At 60.0% G+C, this 23,724-nt stretch carries 21 protein-coding genes; 7 read left to right on the top strand and 14 right to left on the bottom strand.

What is annotated here, in order from left to right; translation table 11 throughout:
• Positions 1–27: 27 nt before the first annotated feature.
• Positions 28–1,131 (bottom strand): alpha/beta hydrolase, encoded by a 1,104-nt coding sequence (locus O8B93_RS03335; RefSeq protein ID WP_269708378.1) that lies wholly within the window; start codon positions 1,129–1,131, stop codon positions 28–30.
• 151 nt (positions 1,132–1,282) lie between these two features.
• On the opposite strand from O8B93_RS03335, the gene recF reads away from it, so the two are divergent.
• Genes recF through O8B93_RS03320 form a run of 3 tightly spaced genes read left to right on the top strand, consistent with a single transcriptional unit; the run spans position 1,283 to position 3,673 of the window.
• Positions 1,283–2,410, top strand: a complete 1,128-nt coding sequence (gene recF, locus O8B93_RS03330) for a DNA replication/repair protein RecF (protein WP_269708377.1) — start codon at positions 1,283–1,285, stop codon at positions 2,408–2,410.
• A gap of 22 nt (positions 2,411–2,432) precedes the next feature.
• The gene (locus O8B93_RS03325; RefSeq protein WP_269708376.1) at positions 2,433–3,200 is read left to right on the top strand and encodes a molybdopterin-synthase adenylyltransferase MoeB; all 768 of its coding nucleotides are present in this window, start codon (positions 2,433–2,435) and stop codon (positions 3,198–3,200) included.
• Positions 3,197–3,673: a GNAT family N-acetyltransferase gene (locus O8B93_RS03320; RefSeq protein ID WP_269708375.1), complete on the top strand. Its 477-nt coding sequence runs from the start codon at positions 3,197–3,199 to the stop codon at positions 3,671–3,673. Before O8B93_RS03325 ends, O8B93_RS03320 begins: the two co-directional genes overlap by 4 nt.
• Before the next feature lie 6 nt (positions 3,674–3,679).
• On the opposite strand, the gene O8B93_RS03315 is transcribed toward O8B93_RS03320, so the two are convergent.
• A complete protein-coding gene (locus tag O8B93_RS03315) occupies positions 3,680–4,684 on the bottom strand; it encodes a 2-hydroxyacid dehydrogenase (RefSeq protein WP_269708374.1) in 1,005 nt (334 codons plus the stop codon).
• 180 nt (positions 4,685–4,864) lie between these two features.
• Between O8B93_RS03315 and O8B93_RS03310 the strand changes: the two genes are divergently transcribed.
• Entirely contained in the window at positions 4,865–5,398 is a 534-nt protein-coding gene (locus O8B93_RS03310) for an SH3 domain-containing protein (protein WP_269708373.1), read from the top strand.
• Here the strand turns inward: O8B93_RS03310 and O8B93_RS03305 are convergent.
• A complete protein-coding gene (locus O8B93_RS03305; protein ID WP_269708372.1) occupies positions 5,391–6,383 on the bottom strand; it encodes an adenosine kinase in 993 nt (330 codons plus the stop codon). The genes O8B93_RS03310 and O8B93_RS03305 overlap by 8 nt on opposite strands.
• Before the next feature lie 484 nt (positions 6,384–6,867).
• Between O8B93_RS03305 and O8B93_RS03300 the strand changes: the two genes are divergently transcribed.
• The gene (locus tag O8B93_RS03300) at positions 6,868–7,812 is read left to right on the top strand and encodes an AEC family transporter (protein ID WP_269708371.1); all 945 of its coding nucleotides are present in this window, start codon (positions 6,868–6,870) and stop codon (positions 7,810–7,812) included.
• A 5-nt stretch (positions 7,813–7,817) separates the two neighbouring features.
• On the opposite strand, the gene O8B93_RS03295 is transcribed toward O8B93_RS03300, so the two are convergent.
• The 9 genes from O8B93_RS03295 to rimP all read right to left on the bottom strand — a co-directional run bounded on the left by O8B93_RS03295 (position 7,818) and on the right by rimP (position 19,189).
• Positions 7,818–8,834, bottom strand: a complete 1,017-nt coding sequence (locus O8B93_RS03295; RefSeq protein ID WP_269708370.1) for a class I SAM-dependent methyltransferase — start codon at positions 8,832–8,834, stop codon at positions 7,818–7,820.
• Positions 8,835–8,968: 134 nt separating this feature from the next.
• Complete coding sequence (pnp, locus tag O8B93_RS03290; protein WP_269708369.1) at positions 8,969–11,110, bottom strand: polyribonucleotide nucleotidyltransferase; 2,142 nt, start codon at positions 11,108–11,110, stop codon at positions 8,969–8,971.
• 269 nt (positions 11,111–11,379) lie between these two features.
• Positions 11,380–11,649: a 30S ribosomal protein S15 gene (rpsO, locus tag O8B93_RS03285; protein WP_269708368.1), complete on the bottom strand. Its 270-nt coding sequence runs from the start codon at positions 11,647–11,649 to the stop codon at positions 11,380–11,382.
• Positions 11,650–11,865: 216 nt separating this feature from the next.
• Entirely contained in the window at positions 11,866–12,813 is a 948-nt protein-coding gene (truB, locus tag O8B93_RS03280; protein ID WP_269708367.1) for a tRNA pseudouridine(55) synthase TruB, read from the bottom strand.
• A gap of 3 nt (positions 12,814–12,816) precedes the next feature.
• Entirely contained in the window at positions 12,817–13,233 is a 417-nt protein-coding gene (rbfA, locus tag O8B93_RS03275) for a 30S ribosome-binding factor RbfA (protein WP_269708366.1), read from the bottom strand.
• A gap of 134 nt (positions 13,234–13,367) precedes the next feature.
• Positions 13,368–16,112 (bottom strand): translation initiation factor IF-2, encoded by a 2,745-nt coding sequence (gene infB, locus O8B93_RS03270; protein ID WP_269708365.1) that lies wholly within the window; start codon positions 16,110–16,112, stop codon positions 13,368–13,370.
• A 102-nt stretch (positions 16,113–16,214) separates the two neighbouring features.
• Positions 16,215–16,916 carry an RNA-binding protein gene (locus O8B93_RS03265; protein ID WP_269708364.1) on the bottom strand — a complete coding sequence of 234 codons (702 nt, stop codon included), beginning with the start codon at positions 16,914–16,916 and terminating at the stop codon, positions 16,215–16,217.
• A complete protein-coding gene (gene nusA / locus O8B93_RS03260; RefSeq protein ID WP_269708362.1) occupies positions 16,913–18,529 on the bottom strand; it encodes a transcription termination factor NusA in 1,617 nt (538 codons plus the stop codon). Before nusA ends, O8B93_RS03265 begins: the two co-directional genes overlap by 4 nt.
• A 63-nt stretch (positions 18,530–18,592) precedes the next feature.
• On the bottom strand, positions 18,593–19,189 hold the full coding sequence (gene rimP / locus O8B93_RS03255; protein ID WP_269708361.1) for a ribosome maturation factor RimP: 597 nt from the start codon (positions 19,187–19,189) through the stop codon (positions 18,593–18,595).
• Between the two features lie 288 nt (positions 19,190–19,477).
• Here rimP and O8B93_RS03250 point away from each other — a divergent pair, with 288 nt between their 5' ends.
• Positions 19,478–21,106 carry an MFS transporter gene (locus O8B93_RS03250; protein WP_269708360.1) on the top strand — a complete coding sequence of 543 codons (1,629 nt, stop codon included), beginning with the start codon at positions 19,478–19,480 and terminating at the stop codon, positions 21,104–21,106.
• A 22-nt stretch (positions 21,107–21,128) separates the two neighbouring features.
• On the opposite strand, the gene O8B93_RS03245 is transcribed toward O8B93_RS03250, so the two are convergent.
• Both O8B93_RS03245 and recR read right to left on the bottom strand, forming a co-directional pair.
• On the bottom strand, positions 21,129–22,394 hold the full coding sequence (locus O8B93_RS03245) for a lytic murein transglycosylase (RefSeq protein WP_269708359.1): 1,266 nt from the start codon (positions 22,392–22,394) through the stop codon (positions 21,129–21,131).
• Between the two features lie 34 nt (positions 22,395–22,428).
• Entirely contained in the window at positions 22,429–23,034 is a 606-nt protein-coding gene (gene recR / locus O8B93_RS03240; RefSeq protein WP_077983270.1) for a recombination mediator RecR, read from the bottom strand.
• Positions 23,035–23,071: 37 nt separating this feature from the next.
• Between recR and O8B93_RS03235 the strand changes: the two genes are divergently transcribed.
• Positions 23,072–23,707: an MOSC domain-containing protein gene (locus tag O8B93_RS03235; RefSeq protein WP_269708358.1), complete on the top strand. Its 636-nt coding sequence runs from the start codon at positions 23,072–23,074 to the stop codon at positions 23,705–23,707.
• Positions 23,708–23,724 lie beyond the last annotated feature (17 nt).

Genomic DNA, 23,724 nt, shown 5'->3' with positions numbered 1-23,724 from the left:
CCGGGAATATAGGCAGGAACCCGCAAACTATTGCGGGTTCACCACCTGGCTCGCAAGCCGGAAGGGGCTGGAGACGGTTGCGCCGATCGCATCGAACACGAAGGCGCCCGCACTGTTGATGCCACCCCCACGCCTGCTTGCCTCCAGCTGCGGCACCATGGATGCCAGCGCCGCATAGCGGTCGTGATTGAGTGGGTCCGAGGCTTTCAGCTTGGAGATATCCACGAACTGAACGCCTTCCTTCAAGGCGGCTTCCTGCACCTTCGGATCGGTGACGTCCAGCGCACCGATCCGCGTCACGTCTGCGCCCAATATGGAAGAAGCCTTAAGGGCGCGGTCATCCTTGGACACTAGGACTGTGAGCGGTGGGTTCAGCCTGCCGACCACCTCGATCTGCTTGCGGAAGACGTCGGCATCGATATCGGGTGCGGCCAGCACCACCTGCAGCTTGGCCATGACATCATTTCTGCCTTCAAAGCGCAGCTGTCGCAACGCCTCCATGACGAGCCACCCACCCATGCTATGTCCGAAGACGACGATATTCTTGTGCGGAGACTGGCGCGTAAGATCGGTCATCAGATTGGCGAGGGCATCGCGCGAATAGGTCGCCGATTCCTTGTCCGCCACATAGCCCGTGACATTGGCCTGCGACGGCCAGGAAAAGACCAGCGGTACACCATCCATATTGGCATCAGCAGCCATCTGCGCCGCGCGGAAGAGTGCTTCCTGATAGCTGTAATTATAACCATGCACAAAAAGCGCGATCTGTTTGCCGGAGCGGGAAATATCGCCGAGATCGGTGTTGAAATTCACCTTGCTCAGCATCTGCGCCTGCGTGACGACGAAATCCTTCTTCGCATCCGGTTTGCCGGTCGACCATTCGATTTTTCCGCTCTTATGGCTCGGTGGTATCGAAATATCGAAGCGGGCATAGTTCGGTTCAGCTGCGCGAAGAGTGCTGAACCCCTTTTTTTCCTCTTCGCTTTTTTCGCGCGTGCTCGCCACATAGGCGGTAACGATTTTAGCGTCCTTCGCCCTTGTATTGACGGCTTGCAGCACGTCCGCTCCCGGTCGTCCGGCGCAGGACGATAGAAGGCTGATCATAAGAACGACAGAAAGGAGGAGGCGCATGGACGGGTTACCGGTGACAACGAAAGTCCATAAATAGCTGCCCGCTAAAAAAGTTGCCACTACTGAATAATTCGCGTGGTTTTGGCGCTCGTCGATGGGCTTGGGCATTCGCCACCTTGCCATCCGGCCAGCTTCGTTTTAGGCCGTAAAGATGACGAACAAGGTGTCGCTTTCCCGACTTAAACTCACGCACTTTCGCAACTATGCGGCGGCCGCACTTGTGCTTGATGAGCGCCATGTGGTGCTGACCGGTGACAACGGTTCCGGCAAGACCAACCTTCTGGAGGCGGTTTCGTTTCTTTCTCCAGGACGTGGCCTGCGCCGTGCCGTCCTGTCCGACGTGACGCGCGTGGGTGCGGAGGCCACCGGTTTTTCGATCTTCGCCGATGTTGATGGCATGGATGGCGAGGTCGCCATCGGCACCGGGATCGAGGGTGATGGCGAGGTGGTGTCGCGTCGGCTGAGGCTGAACGGTACGCCGGTGAAATCCGTTGATGAATTGACCGACCATCTGCGGGTTCTGTGGCTGACGCCCGCCATGGATGGCCTCTTTACCGGTTCATCATCGGACCGCCGGCGTTTTCTCGACCGGCTGGTGCTGTCGCTCGATCCCGGTCATGGCCGACGGGCAAGCGATTTCGAAAAGGCGATGCGTGGCCGCAACCGCCTGCTTTCGGAAGGCCGCTTTGATCCGGTCTGGCTGGATGGCATTGAAAAACAGATGGCCGAACTCGGCATTTGCATGGCGGTTGCCCGTTATGAAATGCTCGGCCTGTTGAAGACTCTGATCGAAGGCAGGGCCGGCAATGCGGCCTTCCCATCCGCGGCGCTGTCGCTCGCCGGCTTCATGGATGACAGGCTCAACCGCCCGGCCGTCGATCTGGAAGACGAATATGGTCTCATGCTGCGGGAGGGCAGGTATCGGGACGCGGCCGCAGGCCGCACGCTGGATGGGCCGCATCGGGTCGATCTTTTCGTGCGCCACGCGGAAAAGGATATGGAGGCCGAACGCTGTTCGACCGGGGAGCAGAAGGCGTTGCTGGTCGGGCTGGTGCTTGCCCATGCGCAGCTCACCGCCAATATGACCGGTTATGCGCCGGTTCTGCTGCTGGATGAAATTGCCGCACATCTGGACGAGGGCAGGCGGGCCGCCCTGTTCGATCTTATCCACGCGCTGGGCGGTCAGAGTTTCATGACCGGAACGGATGCAGCCATGTTCTCCGCCCTTGGCGAGCGGGCGCAGTTCTTCAATGTTTCGCACGGGAGCATCATGGCATGACGGCAGAGAAACGGAGTACGGCATGGACCCGCTGAGCCCGGAAGAAATAGAGCGTTATAAGCGTCACATCCTGCTACCGGAAATCGGTGGCACCGGCCAGCAACGGCTGAAAGCGGCGCGGGTGCTGGTGATAGGTGCCGGCGGTCTCGGTGCGCCCGTTCTTCAATATCTCGCCGCCGCCGGTGTCGGCACGCTCGGCATGATCGATGATGATGTGGTCTCCCTGTCCAATCTCCAGCGGCAGGTGATCCACGATACCGGCACCATTGGCGAGTTGAAAACGGAAAGTGCCCGCAAGACCATTGCCCGGCTCAATCCGCATGTCCGCACGCTTGTGTATGAAGAACGCTTCTCGCAGGTCTGGGCGCATGACCATCTGCCATCCTTCGATCTGCTAATCGATGGTTCGGACAACTTCGATACACGTTACGCCGCGGCGGACGCCTCAGAGGCCGCAAAAAGACCGCTGGTCACGGGCGCCGTCGGCCGTTTCGATGGTTCGGTCACGGTCCTGAAACCCTATGAAACTGGGCCTGACGGCAATTTTTTTCCCGGTTATCGCGATCTGTTTCCGGAGCCGCCGCCGCAGGGGCTGATACCGAATTGCGCGGAAACGGGCATTGTCGGCGCGCTGACCGGCGTGATCGGTACGCTGATGGCGATGGAAGCAATCAAGGTGATCACCGGTGCCGGTGAGCCGCTCGTTGGACGCCTGCTCCTCTATAATGCGCTGGCAGCGCGTTTCGAAACGGTGCGATACAAACGTCGGGCGGCGGGCAGGAAACCATGATCGAGATCGTGAAGATCGGCGAGGAATTCGACCGCTGGCAGGATTTGCTGGCGCTCATCATGGCGTCCTTCGCTTATATGGATGGTGTCATCGACCCACCATCTTCGGCCCATCGCCTTACTCTCGAAAATCTCGCCGAAAAGGCAAGGGTGGAGGTCGCTTTCGTGGTGCAAGATGGCGATGAACTGCTGGGTTGCCTGTTTTGCCGGCCCGAACCGCCGGCTTCGCTTTATGTCGGCAAGCTCTGCGTTTCCCCGAAAGCGCAGGGAAAGGGCATCGGCAAGCTGCTTCTTCTGCAGGCCGAAGCGCTGGCTCGGGAACTGGCGCTGCCGGCGCTCAGGCTGGAAACGCGCATCGAGCTTCTCGCCAACCATGCGACGTTCGCCGCCTGGGGTTTCGTCAAGACCGCGGAAAACGCCCATGCGGGCTATGATCGCACGACCTCAATCGAAATGACCAAATTCCTCGGCTGAAACCGCTCAGTTCCGCCCCGGAAGCACCCGGTTCGGTGGGCGGTGCCCGTCGAACAGCGTGCGAATATTGATGATGACCTTGTCACCCATTTCGATGCGGCCTTCAATCGTTGCCGAGCCCATATGCGGCAGCAGCACGACCTTGCCTTCCTTGGCGAGTTTGATGAGCTTGGGGTTTACGGCAGGCTCATTTTCATAGACATCGAGTCCCGCGCCGGCGATCCTGCCCTCGCGCAGGCACTGGATCATGGCCGCCTCGTCGATGATATCACCGCGCGCCGTGTTGACGATGTAGCTGGTCGGCTGCATCAGCGCCAGCCGCCGTGCCGAGATCAGGTGATAGGTCGCCGGTGTCGAAGGGCAATTGACGGATACGATATCCACACGCGCCAGCATCTGGTCGAGGCTGTCCCAATAGGTTGCCTCAAGCTCCGCCTCCGTCGCCGGATTGACGCGTTTGCGGTTGTGATAATGAATGGAAAGGCCGAAAGCCTTGGCGCGCCGCGCAACCGCCGTTCCGATGCGGCCCATGCCGACAATGCCGATACGCTTGCCGGAAATGCGGCGTCCGAGCATCCAGGTCGGAGACCAGCCCAGCCACTCATCGGCGCCATTGGCGAGCACGCGCGTGCCCTCGATCATGCGGCGCGGTACGGCCAGCACCAGCGCCATGGTGATATCGGCGCTGTCCTCGGTCAGTACATTCGGCGTGTTGGTGACGGTGATGCCCTTCCGCGCTGCCGCATCGACATCCACATGGTCGATGCCGTTGGAAAAGCTGGCGATCAGCTTCAGCTGCGGCCCCGCCTTCTCTATCATGGCGGCGGTGATGCGGTCGGTCACGGTCGGCACCAGCACGTCCACCCGTTGCATGGCGGCGACAAGCTCTTCCTCGCTGCGCGGGCTGTCATCGATATTCAGTTCCGCATCGAAGAGCTCGCGCATTCTGGTCTCGACGACGTCAGGCAATTTGCGGGTGATATAGACTGTCGGTCTCTTCTTGTGGGTCATCGTTTGCCGCTGCCTTGTTCAGAAGTCATTAACCAGAAAGAGCGATAATTTCTTTCAATCAGGGCGTTTCTACCAGACCCACCGGCGAAGACAAATAAAACTCGCCGCGGCTTGAGGCATGTGGAAACGCGCCTCCTTAAATATCATCCGGTTTGCAGAAGGCGGGAAACGGAAATGGGCATGCGCAGTGTGGTTTCTATCGTTTGCATTGCATTGTCTCTCTGCCTCCTCGGTGCGGCGGGAGAAGCCATGGCGCAGGGTGCGGCCAAGGGCGCAAGCGGCCTGCCGCTGCCGCGTTTCGTCAGTCTGAAATCCAAGCGCGTCAACATGCGCATCGGCCCCAGCACGGATTATGCCGTGTCTTGGATGTATCTGAAATCGGGAATGCCGGTGGAAATCATCCAGGAATATGAAAACTGGCGGCGCATCCGCGATGCCGACGGCACGGAAGGCTGGGTCAATCAGGCCCTGCTCTCAGGCGAGCGCACAGCTGTCGCCGCCCCGTGGATGCGCGGCAAGGGCAAGGAAGTCTATGTGAACATGCGCCGTGAGGCACAGTCTGGCGCTGCCGTTACCGCTCGGCTGGAGCCGGGCGTCGTCTTCCGGATCGGCGAATGCAACGGAGACTGGTGCCGTGCCGAGGCCGGTCAGGCCTCGGGTTGGGTATCCCAAGGGGAAATCTGGGGCGCTTACCCCGGCGAAGCCTTTAAATAAGGCCGTGTTTTTTGCCCAGCGCCTTCAGCGATGACATGGGGCGTGGCCCGACCTGCTGAATGACGGCAGCTGCTGCAAGGCAGCCGAGTTTGCCGCAATCTTCAAGCGAACGGTCCTGCGTATAACCGAACAGGAACCCTGCGGCGAAAAGATCGCCCGCACCCGTCGTATCGACCACGTCATGTACGGGATAGGCTTCTACCTTCACGCGCTCAGTGCCGCGCAGGATGACGGCGCCTTCTTCGCTCATCGTCACCGCGGCGATCTTGCAATCGGCGGCGATTTTGGTCAACGCCAGTTCGAAATCGTCGGTTTCGTAAAGCGAAAGCGCTTCCTGCTTGTTAGCGAAGACGATGTCCACCGTGCCGGACCGCATCAGGTCCAGAAACTCGTCGCGATAGCGGCCGACGCAGAAGCTGTCGGAGAGCGTCATGGAGACTTCGCGGCCGTTTTCATGGGCAATGCGGGCACATTCGCGAATGGCATCCTTGGCGCGCGGCGGATCCCACAGGTAACCTTCGAAATAGGTGACCTTGGTCTCAGCCACGACGTCGTCTTCCACATCTTCCGGGCCGAGATCGACGCAGGCGCCGAGATAGGTATTCATCGAGCGTTCGCCGTCTTCGGTCACGAAGATCATCGAACGCGCGGTCGGCGGGAATGTGCCTTCCGGCTTGGTTTCGAAATAGACGCCCTGGGCCCGGATATCGTGCTGGAAGATTTCACCGAGCTGGTCTTCGGCCACCTTGCCGAAGTAAGCGGCTTTGCCGCCGAAATTCGCAACGCCCGCCGCCGTGTTGCCCGCGCTGCCGCCGGAGGCTTCGAGCGCCGGTCCCATCAGCGAATAAAGCAGTTCGGCGCGTTCCGCGTCGATCAGGTTCATCGCACCTTTGGTAATGGCATTGTCGCTGAGAAAGCGGTCGTCGCAGCGGGAGATGATGTCGACGATGGCGTTGCCGACAGTCAGTACGTCGAATTTCGTCATAGGCCCTATCCGGTTCGCACGGGGTGTGCTTTTTTTCGAATGGTCTTAAACATTTCTGGCCGCAAGAAAAGCCCAAAGAGAAAATATGCGGTTCTCAACGACAGGCGCAAGCGCGTCATTTGTCTGTAATGTGGTTAAGCTATTACTCCGATCAGAGCAAAAGGTGTGTGTATGCGTACCGAAATAGAAGACATGAGGTCTTCTGGCTCAACCGTTATCTCCGCCACGGATGTACTGGCGGCATTTAACGGACATAAAAGGCGGGGGTGACCCCGCTTTTTCTTTTTTTTGGGGGGGGACGTTCCAGCTTGCGGCATCGCGTGGGCGGTGAGCGGCGGTTCTGCCCATGGCTCTCAAAGTTCCTTCCCTCCGGCACGCCTCATTTGATGAAAACAAAGAGTGAAAGCGTATTCGCGATTCCATTCCCGCGCAAAAGGCTCTAAAGCGGAGTATCTCCCGCAAAAGCCGCGAAAGCTTTTCCTCCATGTCTGCCGTTGCCGCGAACGTCGCCCCGATTTTCATTCTCATCCTGATCGGCTGGTTGACCGTCAAGGCCGGCCTGTTCAGGGCGGATGCCGGCGATATCCTGAGCGACTTCGTGTTCAAGATCGCGGTGCCGACATTGATCTTCCGCACGCTAGCGGAGGCGAATTTTCATGGCGCATCGCCCTTTCGCCTTTGGATCACCTATTTCGCCGGCGTGGCCGTCACCTGGACGGTCGGGCATATCGTCACCCGTTATGTCTTCAAGCAGGATGTGCGCATCGCCGTCATCGCCGGCATTTCCTCGGCTTTCGCGAATAATATCTTCATCGGTCTGCCGCTGGTCGGGCGTTCGGTGGGGGATGAGGGGCTGGTCGCTCTCGCCATCCTGCTCGCCATCCATTTGCCGGTCATGATGATCGCCGGCACCATCCTGATGGAAAATGCCACACACAAGGCGGTCGGTGGCGAAAAGCGTGGCATGGCTTCGGTCTTTAAACAGGTGGGCCGTAATCTCGTCACCAATCCGCTGGTGATCGGACTTGCCATCGGGCTTTCGACCAATGTTTCCGGCGTGGCGCTGACACCCATTTTGAAAACCGTGGTCGACCAGATCGCCTCAATGGCGGGGCCGGCGGCTCTTATCTCACTCGGCATGGCGCTGACGAAATACACCATTCGCGGCAATATGGGCATTGCCGTCACCATGACCGTGTTCAAGCTGCTGCTTCTGCCCGCCTGCGTCTGGGCCATGGGCCACGTGCTCGGCCTCAGCCGCGAATGGACGGCGGCGCTCGTGCTCACCTCGTCGGTGCCGACCGGCGTGAATGCCTGGTTGATCGCCAACCGCTTCGGTATCGGCCACAGTGTCGCGGCCTCCACCATCAGCATTTCCACAGCGACCGGCGTTTTGTCCGTGTCGCTATGGGCCTGGCTGCTCAGCTGATTTGATTACTTCTGGGCGCTCAGAATCTTGAAGCGGGCGTTGCGGCACACTTCGGCGGTCGTGCGGAATTCCGCAGCCAGAACCGGTTCATAGGGCAGGCCACGATTGGCCACCATCAGCAGCTTGCCGCCACTGCGCAACGCGCCCGCCGCAGCCTTGATGAAGGCCTGGCCAAGCGCCGGTTCCGCCGCCTGCCCGGCTGCATGAAAAGGCGGATTCATGATGATGAGGTCGTATTTTTCCTTCGGCGGCTCGTTCGCCAAATCCTGCCAGAAGAAGCGCGCCGTCAGCCGCGGATTGTTTTCGAGGAGATTGGTCTTGGCGAACTCAAGCGCATTCCAGTCCGCTTCGAAAAGATCGATACGGGCCGTGCGCGGTGATTTTTCCGCCAGCATGATGGAGAGATAACCCCAGCCCGCACCAAAATCGGCGGCATTGCCGTCAAAGTCGGTCGGCAGGCGCGATGCGAGAAGCTCCGAACCGTCATCCACGCGATCATGGGAGAACATGCCGGGCAGGGCGGTAAAGCGGCCCTCGACCGTCGCAGGCTTCTGGGCAAGCTTGGAGACTGCGGCTGAGACATCCTCCGGCCGTTTGAACCAGATTGCGACGCCGTGATATTTCGGTGTCGATTCCGACTCGATGCCGAGCTTCGCCAGCGTCTTGCGCAGCGTCACAATGCCATCTTCCTTCGATCCGGCAGCGACGATCAAGCCGCCAGCCTTAACGCGCGAAAGCGCTTCAGCGACACGGTTTTCGTTCTCGCCACGGTGTTTGCCGCACAGCAGCAGCGCCGCATCGTAATCTTCCCCAGAAAGGTCTGGGGCGACCTCTGTGCCCTGAGCCTCAAGAGCGCGATAGAGCGGGCGAAGATGCTGAACCGCGACGATCTCCGCGTCGAAGCCATCCAGCCGCGGACCGGCTTCCGCTCCCAGAAACAGAACGCGTTCGCCTTCTTTCGGCATGGCAAGCATGTCCGAGGCGAAGGGATGGAAAAGGGTTTTCACGGCGTCACGGCTCATTGGAGCGTCCTCAAGGTAGGATGGCGTTTGTCAGGGAAAAGTGGAAACCGGTTTTCCCGAAAAGGCAAACGATAACAAAACGAAAAAAAGGCGCGGGCAGAACCCGCGCCTCGATAGGGTCTGGCGACGCGGCCTTATTCGGCAGCGGCTTCGCCGTCTTTCTTGTCGGCAGCGACTTCCTTGCCGGTTGCCTGGTCGACAACCTTCATGGACAGGCGAACCTTGCCGCGCTCATCGAAGCCCATCAGCTTGACCCAGACCTTGTCGCCTTCCTTGACGACGTCGGAGGTCTTGGCGACACGCTCGGAAGCGAGCTGCGAGATGTGGACGAGGCCGTCACGGGCACCGAAGAAGTTGACGAAAGCGCCGAAGTCAGCGGTCTTGACGACCGTACCTTCGTAGATCTGGCCGACTTCCGGTTCCGCAACGATCGAGTGGATCCACTTGCGGGCCGCTTCGATTTCCTTGCCGGAAGACGAAGCGATCTTGACGGTGCCGTCGTCTTCGATGTTGATCTTGGCGCCGGTCTTTTCGACGATTTCGCGAATGACCTTGCCGCCCGAACCGATGACTTCACGGATCTTGTCGACCGGAATGTTCATGACTTCGATGCGCGGTGCAAATTCGCCGAGCTGGCCACGGCTTTCGGTGATGGCGTTGGCCATTTCGCCGAGGATGTGCTTGCGACCACCCTGTGCCTGCTCCAGAGCGATCTTCATGATCTCTTCGGTGATACCGGCGATCTTGATGTCCATCTGCAGCGAGGTGATGCCGTCGGCGGTGCCGGCGACCTTGAAGTCCATGTCGCCGAGGTGGTCTTCGTCACCGAGGATGTCGGAGAGAACCGCAAAGCGTTCACCTTCAAGGATAAGGCCCATGGCGATACCGGCAACCGGCTTTGCCAGCGGAACGCCGGCATCCATCAGTGCAAGCGAGGTGCCGCAAACCGTTGCCATCGACGAGGAGCCGTTGGATTCGGTGATTTCGGAAACGACGCGCAGCGTGTAGGGGAACTGTTCCGCAGTCGGCAGCATCGGACGGATAGCGCGCCATGCGAGCTTGCCGTGACCGATTTCGCGACGGCCCGGGGAGCCCATGCGGCCTGTTTCACCGACCGAGTAGGGCGGGAAGTTGTAATGCAGCAGGAAGCGTTCCTTGTACATGCCGGTGAGGCTATCGACATACTGTTCGTCTTCGCCGGTGCCGAGCGTCGCAACAACGATCGCCTGGGTCTCACCGCGGGTGAAGAGCGCCGAACCGTGCGTGCGCGGCAGCAGGCCGACTTCCGAAACGATCGGGCGAACGGTCGACAGGTCGCGGCCATCGATGCGGCTCTTGGTGTCGAGAACGTTCCAGCGAACGATTTTCGCCTGAAGATGCTTGAAAACGGCGCCGATTTCTTCGGGGCTGTACTTTGCTTCGCCTTCTTCCGGCAGGAAGTGCGCCTTGACCTTCGCCTTCACGGCGTCGACGGCGGCGTAACGGGCAGCCTTTTCGGTGATCTTGTAGGCGGCGCGCAGTTCGGTTTCGGCCAGAGCCAGCATTTCGTTTTCGAGCGCGGAGAAATCTTCCGGTTCAAATTCGCGGGGTTCCTTGGCGGCAACTTCGGCGAGCTTGATGATCGCGTCGATAACCGGCTGGAAGCCCTTGTGGCCGAACATGACGGCGCCGAGCATGACGTCTTCGTTGAGTTCCTTGGCTTCCGATTCCACCATCAGAACGGCGTCCTGCGTGCCGGCAACAACCAGGTCCAGAACCGATTCATCCATTTCATCGAGATGCGGGTTCAGAACGTATTCGCCGTTGATGTAGCCAACGCGCGCGCCGCCGACCGGACCCATGAAAGGAATGCCGGACAGGGTGAGTGCTGCGGATGCGGCAACCATCGACAGGACGTCCGGATCATTTTCCAGATCGTGCTGAATGACCGTGACGACAACCTGCGTGTCGTTCTTGTAGCCTTCAGGGAAAAGCGGGCGGATCGGACGGTCGATCAGGCGGGAAACCAGTGTTTCCTTTTCGGAAGGACGACCTTCGCGCTTGAAATAGCCACCGGGGATCTTGCCGGCTGCGTAGGTCTTTTCCTGGTAGTTGACGGTGAGCGGGAAGAAGTCCTGGCCGGGCTTCGGAGACTTTGCGGAAACCACGGTCGCGAGAACCATCGTCTCGCCGTAGGTTGCGATGACGGCGCCGTCAGCCTGACGGGCAACCTTGCCGGTCTCGAGCTTCAGCGGGCGGCCTGCCCATTCGATTTCCACGGAGTGTTTATTGAACATATCTTGTCCTTGTTTGTACTTGCCCGCCTTATGGGAGCAAAGAACGACGCAATCACGGGCAAGACAGCGGGAGGCTTTTCAGGTGCAAGCATCCGGCAATCCTGCCCCATGACAGGTCTGCGGTTGAAAAGGCGGCACCGGCCCATCCGGTTCTACCTTATCCGTCCGGGGGCCACATCTGCGGCAAACGCCCGGAAACTCATGTGGCCTTCAAAAGGCCCGATATAAAAACCGGCGGGTATCGTTGTGAAACCCGCCGGATACAAGTTTTAGCGGCGAATGCCGAGAGCACCGATCAGCTTGGTGTAACGGGCTTCGTCCTTCTTCTTCAGATAGTCGAGAAGCGAACGGCGGGTCGAAACCAGCGTCAGAAGACCACGACGGGAGTGGTTGTCCTTCTTGTGGTCCTTGAAGTGACCGGTCAGGTTGTTGATCCGCTCGGTCAGAATAGCGACCTGAACTTCCGGAGAACCGGTGTCGCCTTCGTTCGTTGCATATTCCTTGATGAGGGCGGCTTTGCGCTCTACAGTAATCGACATCGGACGATCCTTTCTATTTTAAGGAAAAAATGGGACGCCAAGAGCCGGGATGTCGTCCAGCTCTGGCCATTCGGCAGCATAGGCAAAGCCCAAGCTGGCGCTGCCTATAAACTATTCCGGGTACAATTGAAAGAGGCGATTGACTGCACCTCGCGGAGCACTTCCAGGAAAAATGAAAGCGGTCTTCTGTCCGGAAATGCGTCAAGACAGCCCGTTTCAGCCAAAAACCCGCTTTGGCCGAAACTCTCCTTCGCCGATCTCGCCAATGGCGACGAGCTTGCCCTGCACGGTTGCATAGGCTTCCGGATGATTGGCCGGCGCGTCACGCCCCCGCAGCAGGATGGGGTTGCCCATCTTCAGCCGGTGCGCCTGATCGTCGTTGATGATCAAATGAGGAAGCGAGGAAAGCGCCTCTGCCGTGTCGATCAGATAGGCATCCAGTGCCTCGAGCCGCTCGTCACGGTCCTCGATGGCTTCCAGCGCCGTCAATGTTTCAAGCGGCACCATCATGTCTTCGCCAAAGGGGGCGACCATGGTGCGGCGCAATTGCGAAATATGACCGAAACAGCCGAGGTCGCGGCCCATATCGCGCGCCAGCGCCCGCACATAGGTGCCCTTGCCGCATTCCACTTCGAAATGCGCGGTATCGGCATCGGGGCAGGCGAGCAGCGTCAGGCGGTGAATTTCCACCTCCCGTGCCGGGATTTCGACCGTCTCGCCGTCGCGCGCCAGATCATAGGCGCGCTCGCCGGCAATCTTGATGGCGGAGAATTGCGGCGGTGTCTGCAGGATCACACCGGTATAATTGGGCAGAAGATCGCGGATTGCCTGTTCGTCCGGGCGCTGGTCGGAGGAATTGACGACCTCGCCTTCCAGATCGTCGGTCGAGCGCTGTTCGCCCCAGGTGACGGTAAATTCGTAGATTTTCCGGCCGTCCATGACGTAAGGCACGGTCTTTGTGGCGTCGCCCAGCGCAATCGGCAGCATGCCGGAAGCCAGCGGATCGAGCGTTCCGGCGTGGCCCGCCTTCTGGGCGTTGAATAGCCATTTGATCTTGGAAACGGCTTCGGTGGAGCCGAAATCGAGCGGCTTGTCGAGGATGAGCCAGCCCGAAATCGGACGGCCCTTGGGTTTGCGGTTCTGCTGTTTACGTGGTTTGGACATGCTTCAGTTCTGTTCGTCGTCTTTTTCGTTTGAAGGCCCGAGATCGCGCTGCACTTCAGGCGAGCGCAGGAGCGCGTCGATCTTCTGGTAATTGTCGAAACTCGTATCGTCGCGGAAACGCAGTTCCGGCATGTATTTCATCTGCCGAAGCTGCGGGCCGAGGCGACCGCGCATGAACTTGGCGTGGCGGTTCAGCGCGCTGATGATGTTGGTGTGATCGGCAACGCCAAGCGGCGTCACGTAAGCAGTTGCGATCTTGAGATCGGGCGACATGCGTACTTCCGAGATGGAAATGACGGTGCTTTCGATCAGATCGTCGCGGACTTCACCGCGCTGGAGAATCTGGGTCAGGGCGGCTCGCACCTGTTCGCCAACGCGCAGCATGCGTTGCGAAGGGGCCGATGATGTAGCTTTTGCCATGGGTAATGCCTCAAACGGAGCGAGCGCCGGTAAGCCGGCGCCCGACAGTAAATTCCTGTTTTGCGGCGAGAACGCTCTTTGTTCTATCGCATTTCCGGACGGAAAACCGGGGGTCCACTTTTCCTGGAAATGCTTTAGAGCGTTCTCGTGATGTGTTCGACGCGGAAGCACTCGATGGTGTCGCCGGCGCGGATGTCTTCGTAGTTTTCGAAGGCCATACCGCATTCCTGACCAACAGGTACTTCGTTGACTTCGTCCTTGAAGCGCTTGAGGGTCTTGAGCTTGCCTTCGTGGATGACAACGTTGTCGCGAACCAGACGGACACCCGCACCACGTTCCACCTTGCCCTCGACGACGCGGCAACCTGCGACCTTGCCGACCTTGGTGATGTTGAACACCTCGAGGATTTCGGCATTGCCGAGGAAAGTCTCGCGACGTTCCGGCGAAAGCAGGCCCGACATCGCCGCCTTCACGTCATCCACCAGATCGTAGATGATGTTGTAGTAGCGGATTTCGATACCGGCGCGTTCGGAAGCCGTACGTGCCTGTGCGTTGGCGCGAACGTTGAAGCCGATAATCGCGGCGTTGGAGGCCTCGGCAAGCGAGATATCCGATTCCGTGATGGCACCAGCGCCCGAGTGAACGATACGAGCGCGGACTTCGTCGGTGCCGAGCTTGTCGAGCGAAGCGATAATGGCTTCGACCGAACCCTGCACGTCTGCCTTGATGACCAGCGGGAATTCCTTCATTCCCGAAGTCTGCAACTGGCTCATCATCTGTTCCAGCGAACCGCGCTGGCCCGTCTGACGGGCGACAGCCTTGTCGCGTGCCAGACGCTGGCGGTACTCGGAAATCTCGCGAGCACGGCTTTCGTTTTCGACAACCGCGAAACGGTCACCGGCAGATGGCGTGCCGGAAAGACCGAGAATCTCGACGGGCATAGCCGGACCGGCTTCCTTGACGTGTTCACCCTTGTCGTTGACGAGGGCGCGAACGCGGCCCCATTGGTCGCCGGCCACGATGATCTGACCAGGCTTCAGCGTACCCTTCTGCACGAGAACTGTAGCGACGGCACCACGGCCGCGGTCGAGTTCCGCTTCGATGACAGTACCTTCCGCGGTACGGTTCGGATCTGCCTTGAGGTCGAGAATTTCAGCCTGCAGCAGGATCGCTTCAAGCAGTTTGTCGAGACCAAGCTGTTTCTTGGCCGACACTTCGACGTCAAGAACTTCACCGCCCATCGATTCCACGAAAACTTCGTGCTGCAGCAGCTGCTGGCGAACCTTGTCCGGGTTTGCCTCGTGCTTGTCGATCTTGTTGATCGCAACAACGATCGGAACACCGGCCGCCTTGGCATGGTTGATGGACTCGATCGTCTGCGGCATCACGCTGTCATCTGCGGCAACCACCAGAACGGCAATATCCGTCGCCTGGGCACCACGGGCACGCATGGCCGTGAAGGCGGCGTGGCCGGGGGTGTCGATGAAGGTGATCTTCTGACCGTTCTTTTCGACCTGATAGGCGCCGATATGCTGGGTGATACCACCGGCTTCGCCAGCGACAACATTTGCCTGACGGATGGCGTCGAGCAGCGAGGTCTTGCCGTGATCGACGTGACCCATGATGGTGACGACCGGCGGGCGGGAAACCATTTCGCCTTCATCATCCGTCTGGTTGAAGATGCCTTCTTCCACGTCGGATTCGGAAACGCGCTTGACGGTATGGCCGAATTCGACCGCGATCAGTTCCGCCAGATCGGCGTCGATCACGTCGCCCGGCTTCATCATCTGGCCTTCCTTCATCAGGAACTTGATGACGTCGACGGCGCGCTCGGACATACGCTGCGACAGTTCCTGAATGGTGATGGTTTCCGGCAGGATGACTTCGCGCATGACCTTTTCGCGGGTTTCCTGCATCTGGCTGCGGCGGAATTTCTCCTGCCGGCGGCGCATGGATGCCATGGAGCGACCACGCGGCGTGCCGTCTTCATCCAGATTGGACGAGGTAACGGTAAGCTTGCCGCGACGGCGTTCTTCTTCCGTCTTCAGGCGGGCGGCAGGCTTGGCCGGAGCCGGAGCCGCGACCTTGCCGCGGGCCGGAAGGCTGCTGCCGCGACGCGCACCACGATCGTCCTCATCGTCACCACCGGTACGGCGTCCGCGCGGGGCGGCAGCGTCTGGTGTGGCGGGAGCGGAGCGGGGAGCGGCGGCCGCAGACTGCGGGCGGGTGTCAGTGCGGGGCGCCGGTGCGGCGGCCGCAGCAGGCCTTTCGCTTGCCGGCTCGGTTCTTACTTCAGCGGAAGGCTGGCTTGCCGCTGCCTTGGCGGCCGCTGCCTCTTCGGCGGCGCGGTTTGCTGCTTCTACCTTTTCGGCCGCGATACGCTGTTCTTCCTCGACCTTGCGGCGGGCTTCATCTTCGGCGCGCTGCTTGGCTTCAACCACGTCGCGAGCCTGCGCTTCCATCAGTGCGCGGCGACGGGCTTCCATTTCGCCTGCGGAAAGATCATGCAGAACATTGCCACGCGGACGGTCGGCCTGGCGCTGCTGAGGCGCGGACGAGCCGGGACGTTGCTGCGACTGGGAGGAACCCGGACGCTGCTGCTGGCCACCTGGCTGGTGAATACGGGGCTGGGGAGCCTGCGGACGCACCGCCGCTACCGGGGCAGGGGCGGCAGGCTTCGGTGCTGCCGCGACAGGCTGAACCGGCTTCTCGTCTTCGGGTCGATGGGGGCGACGCTTGCGTGTTTCCACGACAACCGCGTTGGTGCGACCTCGACCCATATCCTGCCGCACGGTGCCCTGATTCATCCCGCCCGGTTTCAGGGTAAGAGTCTTCTTGGCCGGCGCATTGAGTGTCTTGTCGTCGTTGTTGTCGGTCATTCCGTTCCCGTTCCTTCGGACGAGAACCGGATGACGTCCATCAGGTCTCGTCGTTCAATTGCTGCATCGGAACGCGGCGACCGTTGATGTCGGTTAACCGCGTCATTGTTCTGTCCGGGCAGCGTCGCGTTCCACCTGAGATCGACCGCCAAGGCGGTACTGCTCAAGCATCGTTGCGCGCTTCACTACACCCTCACCCGCCTGCCCTGCAAGCGCGCAGGCATGGATAAAAGCATTCTGGCCCATCAACTCGTCCATTTCGGCTTCGCTGGAGAGCCGGAAGGACGGAATTTCATTGCCGGCATCGCTGCCGAGCGCCCAGGCCTTGCGGGCCTGATCCAGTTTTCTCACGCCGTCGGCCGCAGCATCGGTCGCGTGGAACACGGCGATCGCGTTCCCGGACCGGACGGCGGCATCGACCTTCGTCGCGCCACTGATGAATTGGCCCGCCTTGCGCGCCATGTTCATCATTCCTGCAAGCTGCTGCGCCATCAGCCGGTCGAGAAGAGCGAGAAGCTCCGGCCCGGCCTTGACGTCGCGTTTGAGAGCCCGCGCGAAGAGTTTCTTCGCGATGGCCTTCTCGATCAGGGCACGCTCGGGTGTCACCCAGCAACCGCGCCCCGGCAATTGGCGTTTCAGGTCCGGAACGACGTTGCCGTCCGGGCCCGCGACGAAGCGGATCAACTCATCCGGCGATCCGCTCTGCCGTGTCACAATGCACATACGTCCATTGACGTCGCCCTTGATCCGCCCGTCATCGTCAGTTTCGGGCAGATCGTCCGGCTCATGCGCCTGCGATGTCATTCCTGTTCGGCGGTATCCGCCTCCTCGGCAGCTTCCGCATCGGCTTCCTGTTCGGAAGCGAGCTCTTCGGCGGTGATCCAGCCTGCCAGAAGACGGGCCTGTACCACCATGTTTTCGGCTTCGACGCGCGAAACATCGAGCTTGGAGAAGATGCCTTCGAACTTCTTCGTCTCGCCGTCCTTGCGCTCGCTCCAGCCGACCAGATCGTCCGCTGCACAGCCGGCAAAGTCCTCGATGGTCTTGATGCCGTCTTCACCGAGCGCGACCATCATCTGCGAGGTCAGGCCGTCGATCTGGCGCAGTTCGTCGGTAACGCCGAGTTCCTTGCGCTTGGCGTCCATTTCGGCTTCCAGGCGTTCCAGATATTCGCGGGCGCGGGTCTGGATTTCATCGGCAGTATCTTCGTCGAAGCCGTCGATCGAGGTAATTTCGTCGAGATCGACATAGGCCAGTTCTTCAACCTGCGCGAAGCCTTCCGAAGCCAAAACCTGGCCGACCATTTCGTCGACATCCAGCGCTTCCATGAAGAGTGCCGTGCGCTCGTTGAATTCCTTCTGCCGACGCTCGGATTCTTCCTGCTCGGTCATGATGTCGATATCCCAGCCGGTCAGCTGCGATGCCAGACGCACGTTCTGACCGCGGCGGCCGATGGCGAGCGACAGCTGCTCGTCGGGAACAACCACTTCGATACGCTCGGATTCCTCATCCAGAACGACCTTGGCGACTTCCGCCGGCTGCAGGGCGTTGACGATGAAGGAAGCCGGTTCCTGGCTCCACGGAATGATGTCGATCTTCTCGCCCTGGAGTTCGCCGACAACCGCCTGAACGCGCGAACCGCGCATACCGACGCAGGCACCGACCGGATCGATCGAGCTATCGTTCGAGATGACGGCGATTTTGGCGCGCGAACCGGGGTCACGGGCAACCGACTTGATCTGGATGATGCCGTCGTAGATCTCGGGCACTTCCATGGTGAAGAGCTTCACCATGAACTGCGGATGGGTACGCGACAGGAAAATCTGCGGGCCACGCTGTTCGCGGCGAACGTCGTAGACATAGGCGCGAACGCGGTCGCCATAACGCATGTTTTCGCGCGGGATCATCTCATCGCGACGGATGATGCCTTCGCCACGGCCGAGATCGACAATGACATTGCCATATTCGACGCGCTTGACGGTGCCGTTGACGATTTCGCCGATACGGTCCTTGAATTCATCATACTGACGGTCACGCTCGGCTTCACGAACCTTCTGCACGATCACCTGCTTGGCGGACTGGGCGGCGATACGGCCGAAATCCATTGGCGGCAGCGGATCGGCGATGAAGTCGCCGAGCTTGGCGTCGGGGTTGCGGTCGCGGGCGAGCTCCAGCGGGATCTGGGTCGAATAGTCCTCAGCGGCTTCGACCACTTCCAGAAGACGCTGCAGGCGAATTTCGCCGGTCTTGGAGTTGATGTCGGCGCGGATGTTGGTTTCCGAACCATAGCGCGAGCGGGCGGCTTTCTGGATAGCGTCGGCCATTGCGGCAAGCACGATTTCGCGGTCGATGACCTTTTCGCGCGCCACAGCATCGGCGATCTGCAGAAGCTCAAGCCGGTTAGCACTCACTGCCATTTTTTTATCTCCGTAAGTCGCATAATTGCGGGGATCGCCCGTTTTCCGGGCTTTACGTTGGAATTAGTCTTCGTCTGCTTCGTTTTCGTCGTTCTGATTTGCGGCGGCGGCCTTTGCCGCCTTGTCTGCCCGCAATGCATCACGAATAAGGTCATCCGTCAGAATGAGCTTCGCATCGGAAAGCGCATTGAACGGAACGACGACCGTCGGCTCTTCGCCATAGGCAATCTGATCGCGTTCCAGCTTGAAACCATCAGCATCGACCTCAACGATCTTGCCGCGAAACCGCTTGCGGTTCTCGACCAGAATGGAGGTCTCGACCTTCACCAGATGACCCTGCCAGCGGGTGAAATCCGATTTGCGAACCATCGGCCGGTCGATGCCGGGCGAGGAAACTTCGAGATGATACGCTTTCTCGACCGGATCTTCCACATCAAGAACCGGTGAAATCGCCATCGAGATGGCTTCGCAGTCCTGAACGGTCATCGTTCCGTCTTCCCGCTCGGCCATCACCTGCAGCGTCATGCCGTTCTGGTTGGAGAGCCGCACGCGCACCAGGAGATACCCCATGCCCGTCAGAACAGGCTCGATGATCTCGGCAATGCGCTGGTCGATGCCCGTTTCGGTTATCAGTCGCGGTTCTTGTGCGGTGTCTGCCATCTGGCCTTCCGGTCTTTAGATTTTCACCGGGCACTCAGCCCGTGGTTTCCGGTTCGCCTAACGAAAAAGAGCGGAGCCTTGCGGCCCCACTCTTCATCAAGCGATCAAGAATTTCAGGGGTCATATAGACCCATCGGGGCAGGATTGCAAGGTTTTAGCGGGCTCTTCCGCTTTGGGTGTCGCCTCCGCCACATTTTCACCCTTACCGTGTCGGAAAGGCTGGCATGATCGTCGGCACTGTCTATAGTTGCCGTTTGACAAATCGCAGTTGCATCAAGTGGACAGAGCGTGCCTGACCGTAAATCGCCACTCGCGCCTTTAAGGCATTTGACTTACAGACGAATCTGGATCGCGAGCCTTGCCTCGAATTTCGGCGGATTGATCCAGGCGGTGGGCGCCGCATGGATGATGACCTCGCTTTCGAGTTCGGAAAACATGATCGCGCTGGTGCAAGCTTCCACCTCCTTGCCGATCATGATGTTCTCGCTGATTTCAGGTGCGCTGGCCGACAGTTTCGACCGCCGCCGTATCATGATTTCGGCGCAGCTGCTGATGCTGACGGCCTCGGTACTGCTCACCGTCTTTGCCTGGTCGGGCTGGCTCACACCCTGGCTGCTTTTGTTCTTCACCTTCATGATAGGCTGCGGCACGGCGCTCAACAATCCCTCCTGGCAGGCCTCGGTCGGCGAAATGGTGCCGCGTGAGGATTTGCCCGCCGCCGTGACGCTGAACAGCGTAGGCTTCAACATCACCCGCAGCGTTGGCCCGGCCATCGGCGGTATCATCGTTGCCGCCGCCGGTGCTGCGGCTGCGTTTTTCGTGAATGCGCTGAGCTATTTCACCCTGATCTACGCGCTGTTTCGCTGGCAGCCGCCCAAATATGCCTCGACCCTGCCGCGCGAGCAGCTTCTGGCCGCCATATCCGCCGGCATGCGTTATGTGGCGATGTCGCCTAATATTGGCAAGGTGCTGGTGCGCGGCTTCCTTTTCGGCCTTTCTGCCAGCGCCATCCTCGCCCTGATGCCCATTGTCGCCCGCGATCTGGTCGAGGGCGGCCCGCTCACCTACGGCGTCATGCTCGGCGCCTTCGGTGTCGGCGCCATTGGCGGTGCGCTCATCAGCGCCCGGCTGCGGGAAGTCATGTCCAGCGAATGGATCGTACGCGTCGCCTTTCTAGGCTTCGCTTTCAGCTCCGGCGTAACTGCGGTGAGCACGAGTGCGATCATTACGTCGTTTGTGCTGACCATCGCCGGTGCCTGCTGGGTGCTGGCGCTTTCGCTTTTCAACACCATCGTTCAACTCTCCACCCCGCGCTGGGTGGTCGGCCGGGCGCTGTCGCTTTATCAGACGCTCACCTTCGGCGGCATTGCGGTCGGCAGCTGGCTGTGGGGTGAGCTGGCGGAAGATTACGGCATTTCCTATTCACTTCTCTGTTCGTGCGTGCTGATGCTGCTCGGCGTTGTCGTCGGCCTCAAGCTCGCCATGCCGGCCTTCGCCTCGCTCAATCTCGATCCGCTCAACCGTTTTGTGGAGCCGCCGCTGAGACTGGACGTCAAGCCGCGTAGTGGACCCATCGCCATTCTCATTGATTATGAAATTCATGATGAAGATCTCGGCGAATTCCTGCCGCTGATGGCGGAACGGCGCCGAATCCGTCTGCGCGATGGCGCACGCAACTGGAACCTGATGCGCGATCTCGAAAACCCCGACATCTGGACGGAAAGTTACCATGTGCCGACATGGGTGGAATATGTCCGTCACAACCACCGCCGCACCCAGGCGGATGCGGAAGCCTGGGACCGGCTGCTGGAGCTTCACCGCGGCAAGACGCGACCGCGGGTGCATCGGATGATCGAGCGGCAGACCATTCCGCCGACCGACGACATCTTTCACAAGCCCCATACCGACCAGCATTGAGAGACGATGGGTTGGCGGCGGATTATTTAAGCTTCGCCTTCAGCGTGGCATCGGGAAAACATGTCGGCGCGAGGCCGTTTTTCGACTGCCAGTCGCCGAGTGAGCGGCGCGTCTTGAAGCCGGCAAGCCCATCCGCCTTGCCGACATCGTAACCCTTGGCGACCAGTGCCTTCTGCATGGCCAGCACGTCGGATCGCAACATCGACCCGACATTGCCCCATTCCCCCTTGAAGGGTCCCGCCCCATGGGCGATGCGGTCGGCGAGATTGCCGATGAAGAGCGCGTAGAGATCGGAATTATTATATTCCTTGATGACGTAGAAATTCGGCGTCACCACGAATTCCGGTCCGTGCCGTCCGGCCGGCACCAGCATCATGCCGTCGGTAGTCAGGTCATTGGCAGGAAAGGCTTTTCCAGAGATGCGGGTGATGCCCATCTTTGCCCAGTCGGCCACCGGCCGGGCCAGATCAGGGCCTTCCTGCGCGCAGGAAACATTGGCGGGGATGGAGACTTCGAAGCCCCAGTCGCGATTGCGCTGCCAGCCGCGCTGAGAAAGATAGTTCGCTATGGATGCCAATGCATCCGGCACGGAATTCCATATATCGCGGTGGCCATCGCCATCGAAATCCACGGCGTATTTCAGATAGCTTGACGGCATGAATTGCGGCTGGCCAAGCGCGCCGGCCCAGGAGCCCATCATGCGTGAAGCCGCTATATCGCCGCTCTCGACGATCTTCAGCGCATCGATCAGCTCCGTTCTGAACATCTCCTTGCGGGTCGACATATAGGCTTTCGTGGCCAGCACATCGACCACCGAATGCGGCAGTTTCGCTCGGCCGAAACCGGATTCACGGCCCCAGATCGCAACGACGATATCTCCGGGCACACCATATTTTGCCTCGATCCTGCGCAGCGTCGCCGCATGCGTGGCCGCAAGCGAGCGGCCGGTGCCGGCAAGCCCCTGCAACCGCTTTTCGGAGAAATAGGCGCCCGGAGATGAGAATTCCGCCTGGCTTTGGCTCTGTTCCTTCGGCGGTTTCTGGCCGGGAATGACGAGATCGGGCAGGTTCCAGCTGATGGAAAGACCGCTGAGCGTGGCCTCCAGCGTCTTTTGCGAAATACCGGCTTTGCGGGCTTCCGGCCAGATTTCCTTTTTCAGCCAGGCATTGAAGTCTGCGTCATATTTGGCGGCAGCCGCACCTGTTGGGGCCGATTGTGCAAGAACTGTCGTTGCCGAAAAAACGGAAAGAATGGCGGCCAATGCCCTGGTAGCAAATCGGTGTCGCATTCGGTCTCCTCTTGGATGGTGGGGAGGGAAGGCTTCAGATCGTCGTGCGCGCGCGAAGCGCTGCCGTCAATGTGCCCTCGTCGAGATAATCAAGCTCGCCGCCAACAGGCACGCCGTGTGCGAGCCTCGTGATCTTGATGCCGAGATCGGAGAGGCGGTCGGTGATGTAATGGGCCGTCGCCTGTCCTTCCACCGTCGCATTGACGGCGATGATAAGCTCACGAATGCCGCCAGCGCTGACGCGGTCGATCAGGCCCTTGATGTTCAGGTCCTCCGGTCCGACGCCGTCGAGCGGCGACAGCGTGCCACCCAGAACGTGGTAGGCGGTGTTCATCGCGCCCGCCCGCTCCAGTGCCCAGAGATCCGACACGTCTTCCACCACGATGATGACGGACTGGTCACGCCGGTCATCGGCGCAGACGGTGCAGGGATCGATCGTATCGACATTGCCGCAGCAGGAGCAGATCTTCACCTTGTCATAGGCTTCGCCCATGGCATGGCCCAGCGGCCCGAGAAGCTGTTCCTTCTTCTTGATGAGATGCAAAGCCGCCCGCCGCGCCGAGCGGGGCCCAAGCCCCGGCACTTTTGCCAGAAGCTGGATCAGTTTTTCAATTTCGGGACCGGTGACTCGTTTTGCCATGAGCGCTTTCTACTGCATAAATCGGGAAACGGGAATCATGAAGCTTGAAGGGCAGTCGATGAAAATCAGGGCGGTGTGCCGGGGCGAGGCAAAAAGCCTGCCGGGAAAGGCGATGAAGACCGGCATATTCAAACACGCGGTGAACGGCCCGGTCATGGTCGACGCGGAAGGCATTGTCAGCGATGCCGTCTGCAATCGCAAACACCATGGCGGGCCAGATCAGGCGATTTACGTGATGGGCTCGGTCGATCTCGACTTCTGGTCCAGCGCCCTGGGCTTCACGGTCGAACCCGGATTTTTCGGCGAGAACCTCGTGCTTGATGGTGTCGACAGCGCGAAACTGCATGTGGGCGACAGGTTTACGGCCAACGACATCGTGCTGGAGGTGACCGCTGCCCGCATCCCCTGCGCCACGCTGTCGGCCCGCATCGGCGATCCCGATTTTGCCCCGCGTTTCAGGCGGGCGGGCCAGCCGGGTTTTTATTGCCGGGTGCTGAAAGGTGGAATGCTTGCGGCCGGTGAGGAGGTGATGTTCGAACCCTATCCGGGAACGAAACTGCCGATACCCACCATTCTACAACGCTTTCGTCCCATGCAACTCAACGAGGCCGAACGAATGGCCTATCTCGAAACACCGCTGGCAAGCCGGTTCCGCGCGATGCTGGAAGCTTAAAGCCGTGTCTTGAAGCG

It is taken from the genome of Martinezella rhizogenes (genome assembly GCF_027460065.1).
GTDB classification, from domain to species: domain Bacteria; phylum Pseudomonadota; class Alphaproteobacteria; order Rhizobiales; family Rhizobiaceae; genus Agrobacterium; species Agrobacterium rhizogenes_C.
This window is presented reverse-complemented; position numbering and strand designations above follow the sequence as displayed.

Excerpts from the sequence above, each read along its gene's own strand:
- O8B93_RS03335 (WP_269708378.1), bottom strand. The coding sequence starts at position 1,131 with ATGCGCCTCCTCCTTTCTGTCGTTCTTATGATCAGCCTTCTATCGTCC.
- O8B93_RS03245 (WP_269708359.1), bottom strand. The coding sequence starts at position 22,394 with ATGCGACACCGATTTGCTACCAGGGCATTGGCCGCCATTCTTTCCGTT.
- O8B93_RS03300 (WP_269708371.1), top strand. The coding sequence starts at position 6,868 with ATGTCTGCCGTTGCCGCGAACGTCGCCCCGATTTTCATTCTCATCCTG.
- infB (WP_269708365.1), bottom strand. The coding sequence starts at position 16,112 with ATGACCGACAACAACGACGACAAGACACTCAATGCGCCGGCCAAGAAG.
- truB (WP_269708367.1), bottom strand. The coding sequence starts at position 12,813 with ATGTCCAAACCACGTAAACAGCAGAACCGCAAACCCAAGGGCCGTCCG.
- rbfA (WP_269708366.1), bottom strand. The coding sequence starts at position 13,233 with ATGGCAAAAGCTACATCATCGGCCCCTTCGCAACGCATGCTGCGCGTT.
- O8B93_RS03310 (WP_269708373.1), top strand. The coding sequence starts at position 4,865 with ATGCGCAGTGTGGTTTCTATCGTTTGCATTGCATTGTCTCTCTGCCTC.
- rpsO (WP_269708368.1), bottom strand. The coding sequence starts at position 11,649 with ATGTCGATTACTGTAGAGCGCAAAGCCGCCCTCATCAAGGAATATGCA.
- O8B93_RS03295 (WP_269708370.1), bottom strand. The coding sequence starts at position 8,834 with ATGAGCCGTGACGCCGTGAAAACCCTTTTCCATCCCTTCGCCTCGGAC.
- O8B93_RS03265 (WP_269708364.1), bottom strand. The coding sequence starts at position 16,916 with ATGACATCGCAGGCGCATGAGCCGGACGATCTGCCCGAAACTGACGAT.
- O8B93_RS03320 (WP_269708375.1), top strand. The coding sequence starts at position 3,197 with ATGATCGAGATCGTGAAGATCGGCGAGGAATTCGACCGCTGGCAGGAT.
- O8B93_RS03315 (WP_269708374.1), bottom strand. The coding sequence starts at position 4,684 with ATGACCCACAAGAAGAGACCGACAGTCTATATCACCCGCAAATTGCCT.
- recR (WP_077983270.1), bottom strand. The coding sequence starts at position 23,034 with ATGGCAAAACGAGTCACCGGTCCCGAAATTGAAAAACTGATCCAGCTT.
- pnp (WP_269708369.1), bottom strand. The coding sequence starts at position 11,110 with ATGTTCAATAAACACTCCGTGGAAATCGAATGGGCAGGCCGCCCGCTG.
- rimP (WP_269708361.1), bottom strand. The coding sequence starts at position 19,189 with ATGGCAGACACCGCACAAGAACCGCGACTGATAACCGAAACGGGCATC.
- O8B93_RS03325 (WP_269708376.1), top strand. The coding sequence starts at position 2,433 with ATGGACCCGCTGAGCCCGGAAGAAATAGAGCGTTATAAGCGTCACATC.
- nusA (WP_269708362.1), bottom strand. The coding sequence starts at position 18,529 with ATGGCAGTGAGTGCTAACCGGCTTGAGCTTCTGCAGATCGCCGATGCT.
- O8B93_RS03235 (WP_269708358.1), top strand. The coding sequence starts at position 23,072 with ATGAAGCTTGAAGGGCAGTCGATGAAAATCAGGGCGGTGTGCCGGGGC.
- O8B93_RS03305 (WP_269708372.1), bottom strand. The coding sequence starts at position 6,383 with ATGACGAAATTCGACGTACTGACTGTCGGCAACGCCATCGTCGACATC.
- recF (WP_269708377.1), top strand. The coding sequence starts at position 1,283 with ATGACGAACAAGGTGTCGCTTTCCCGACTTAAACTCACGCACTTTCGC.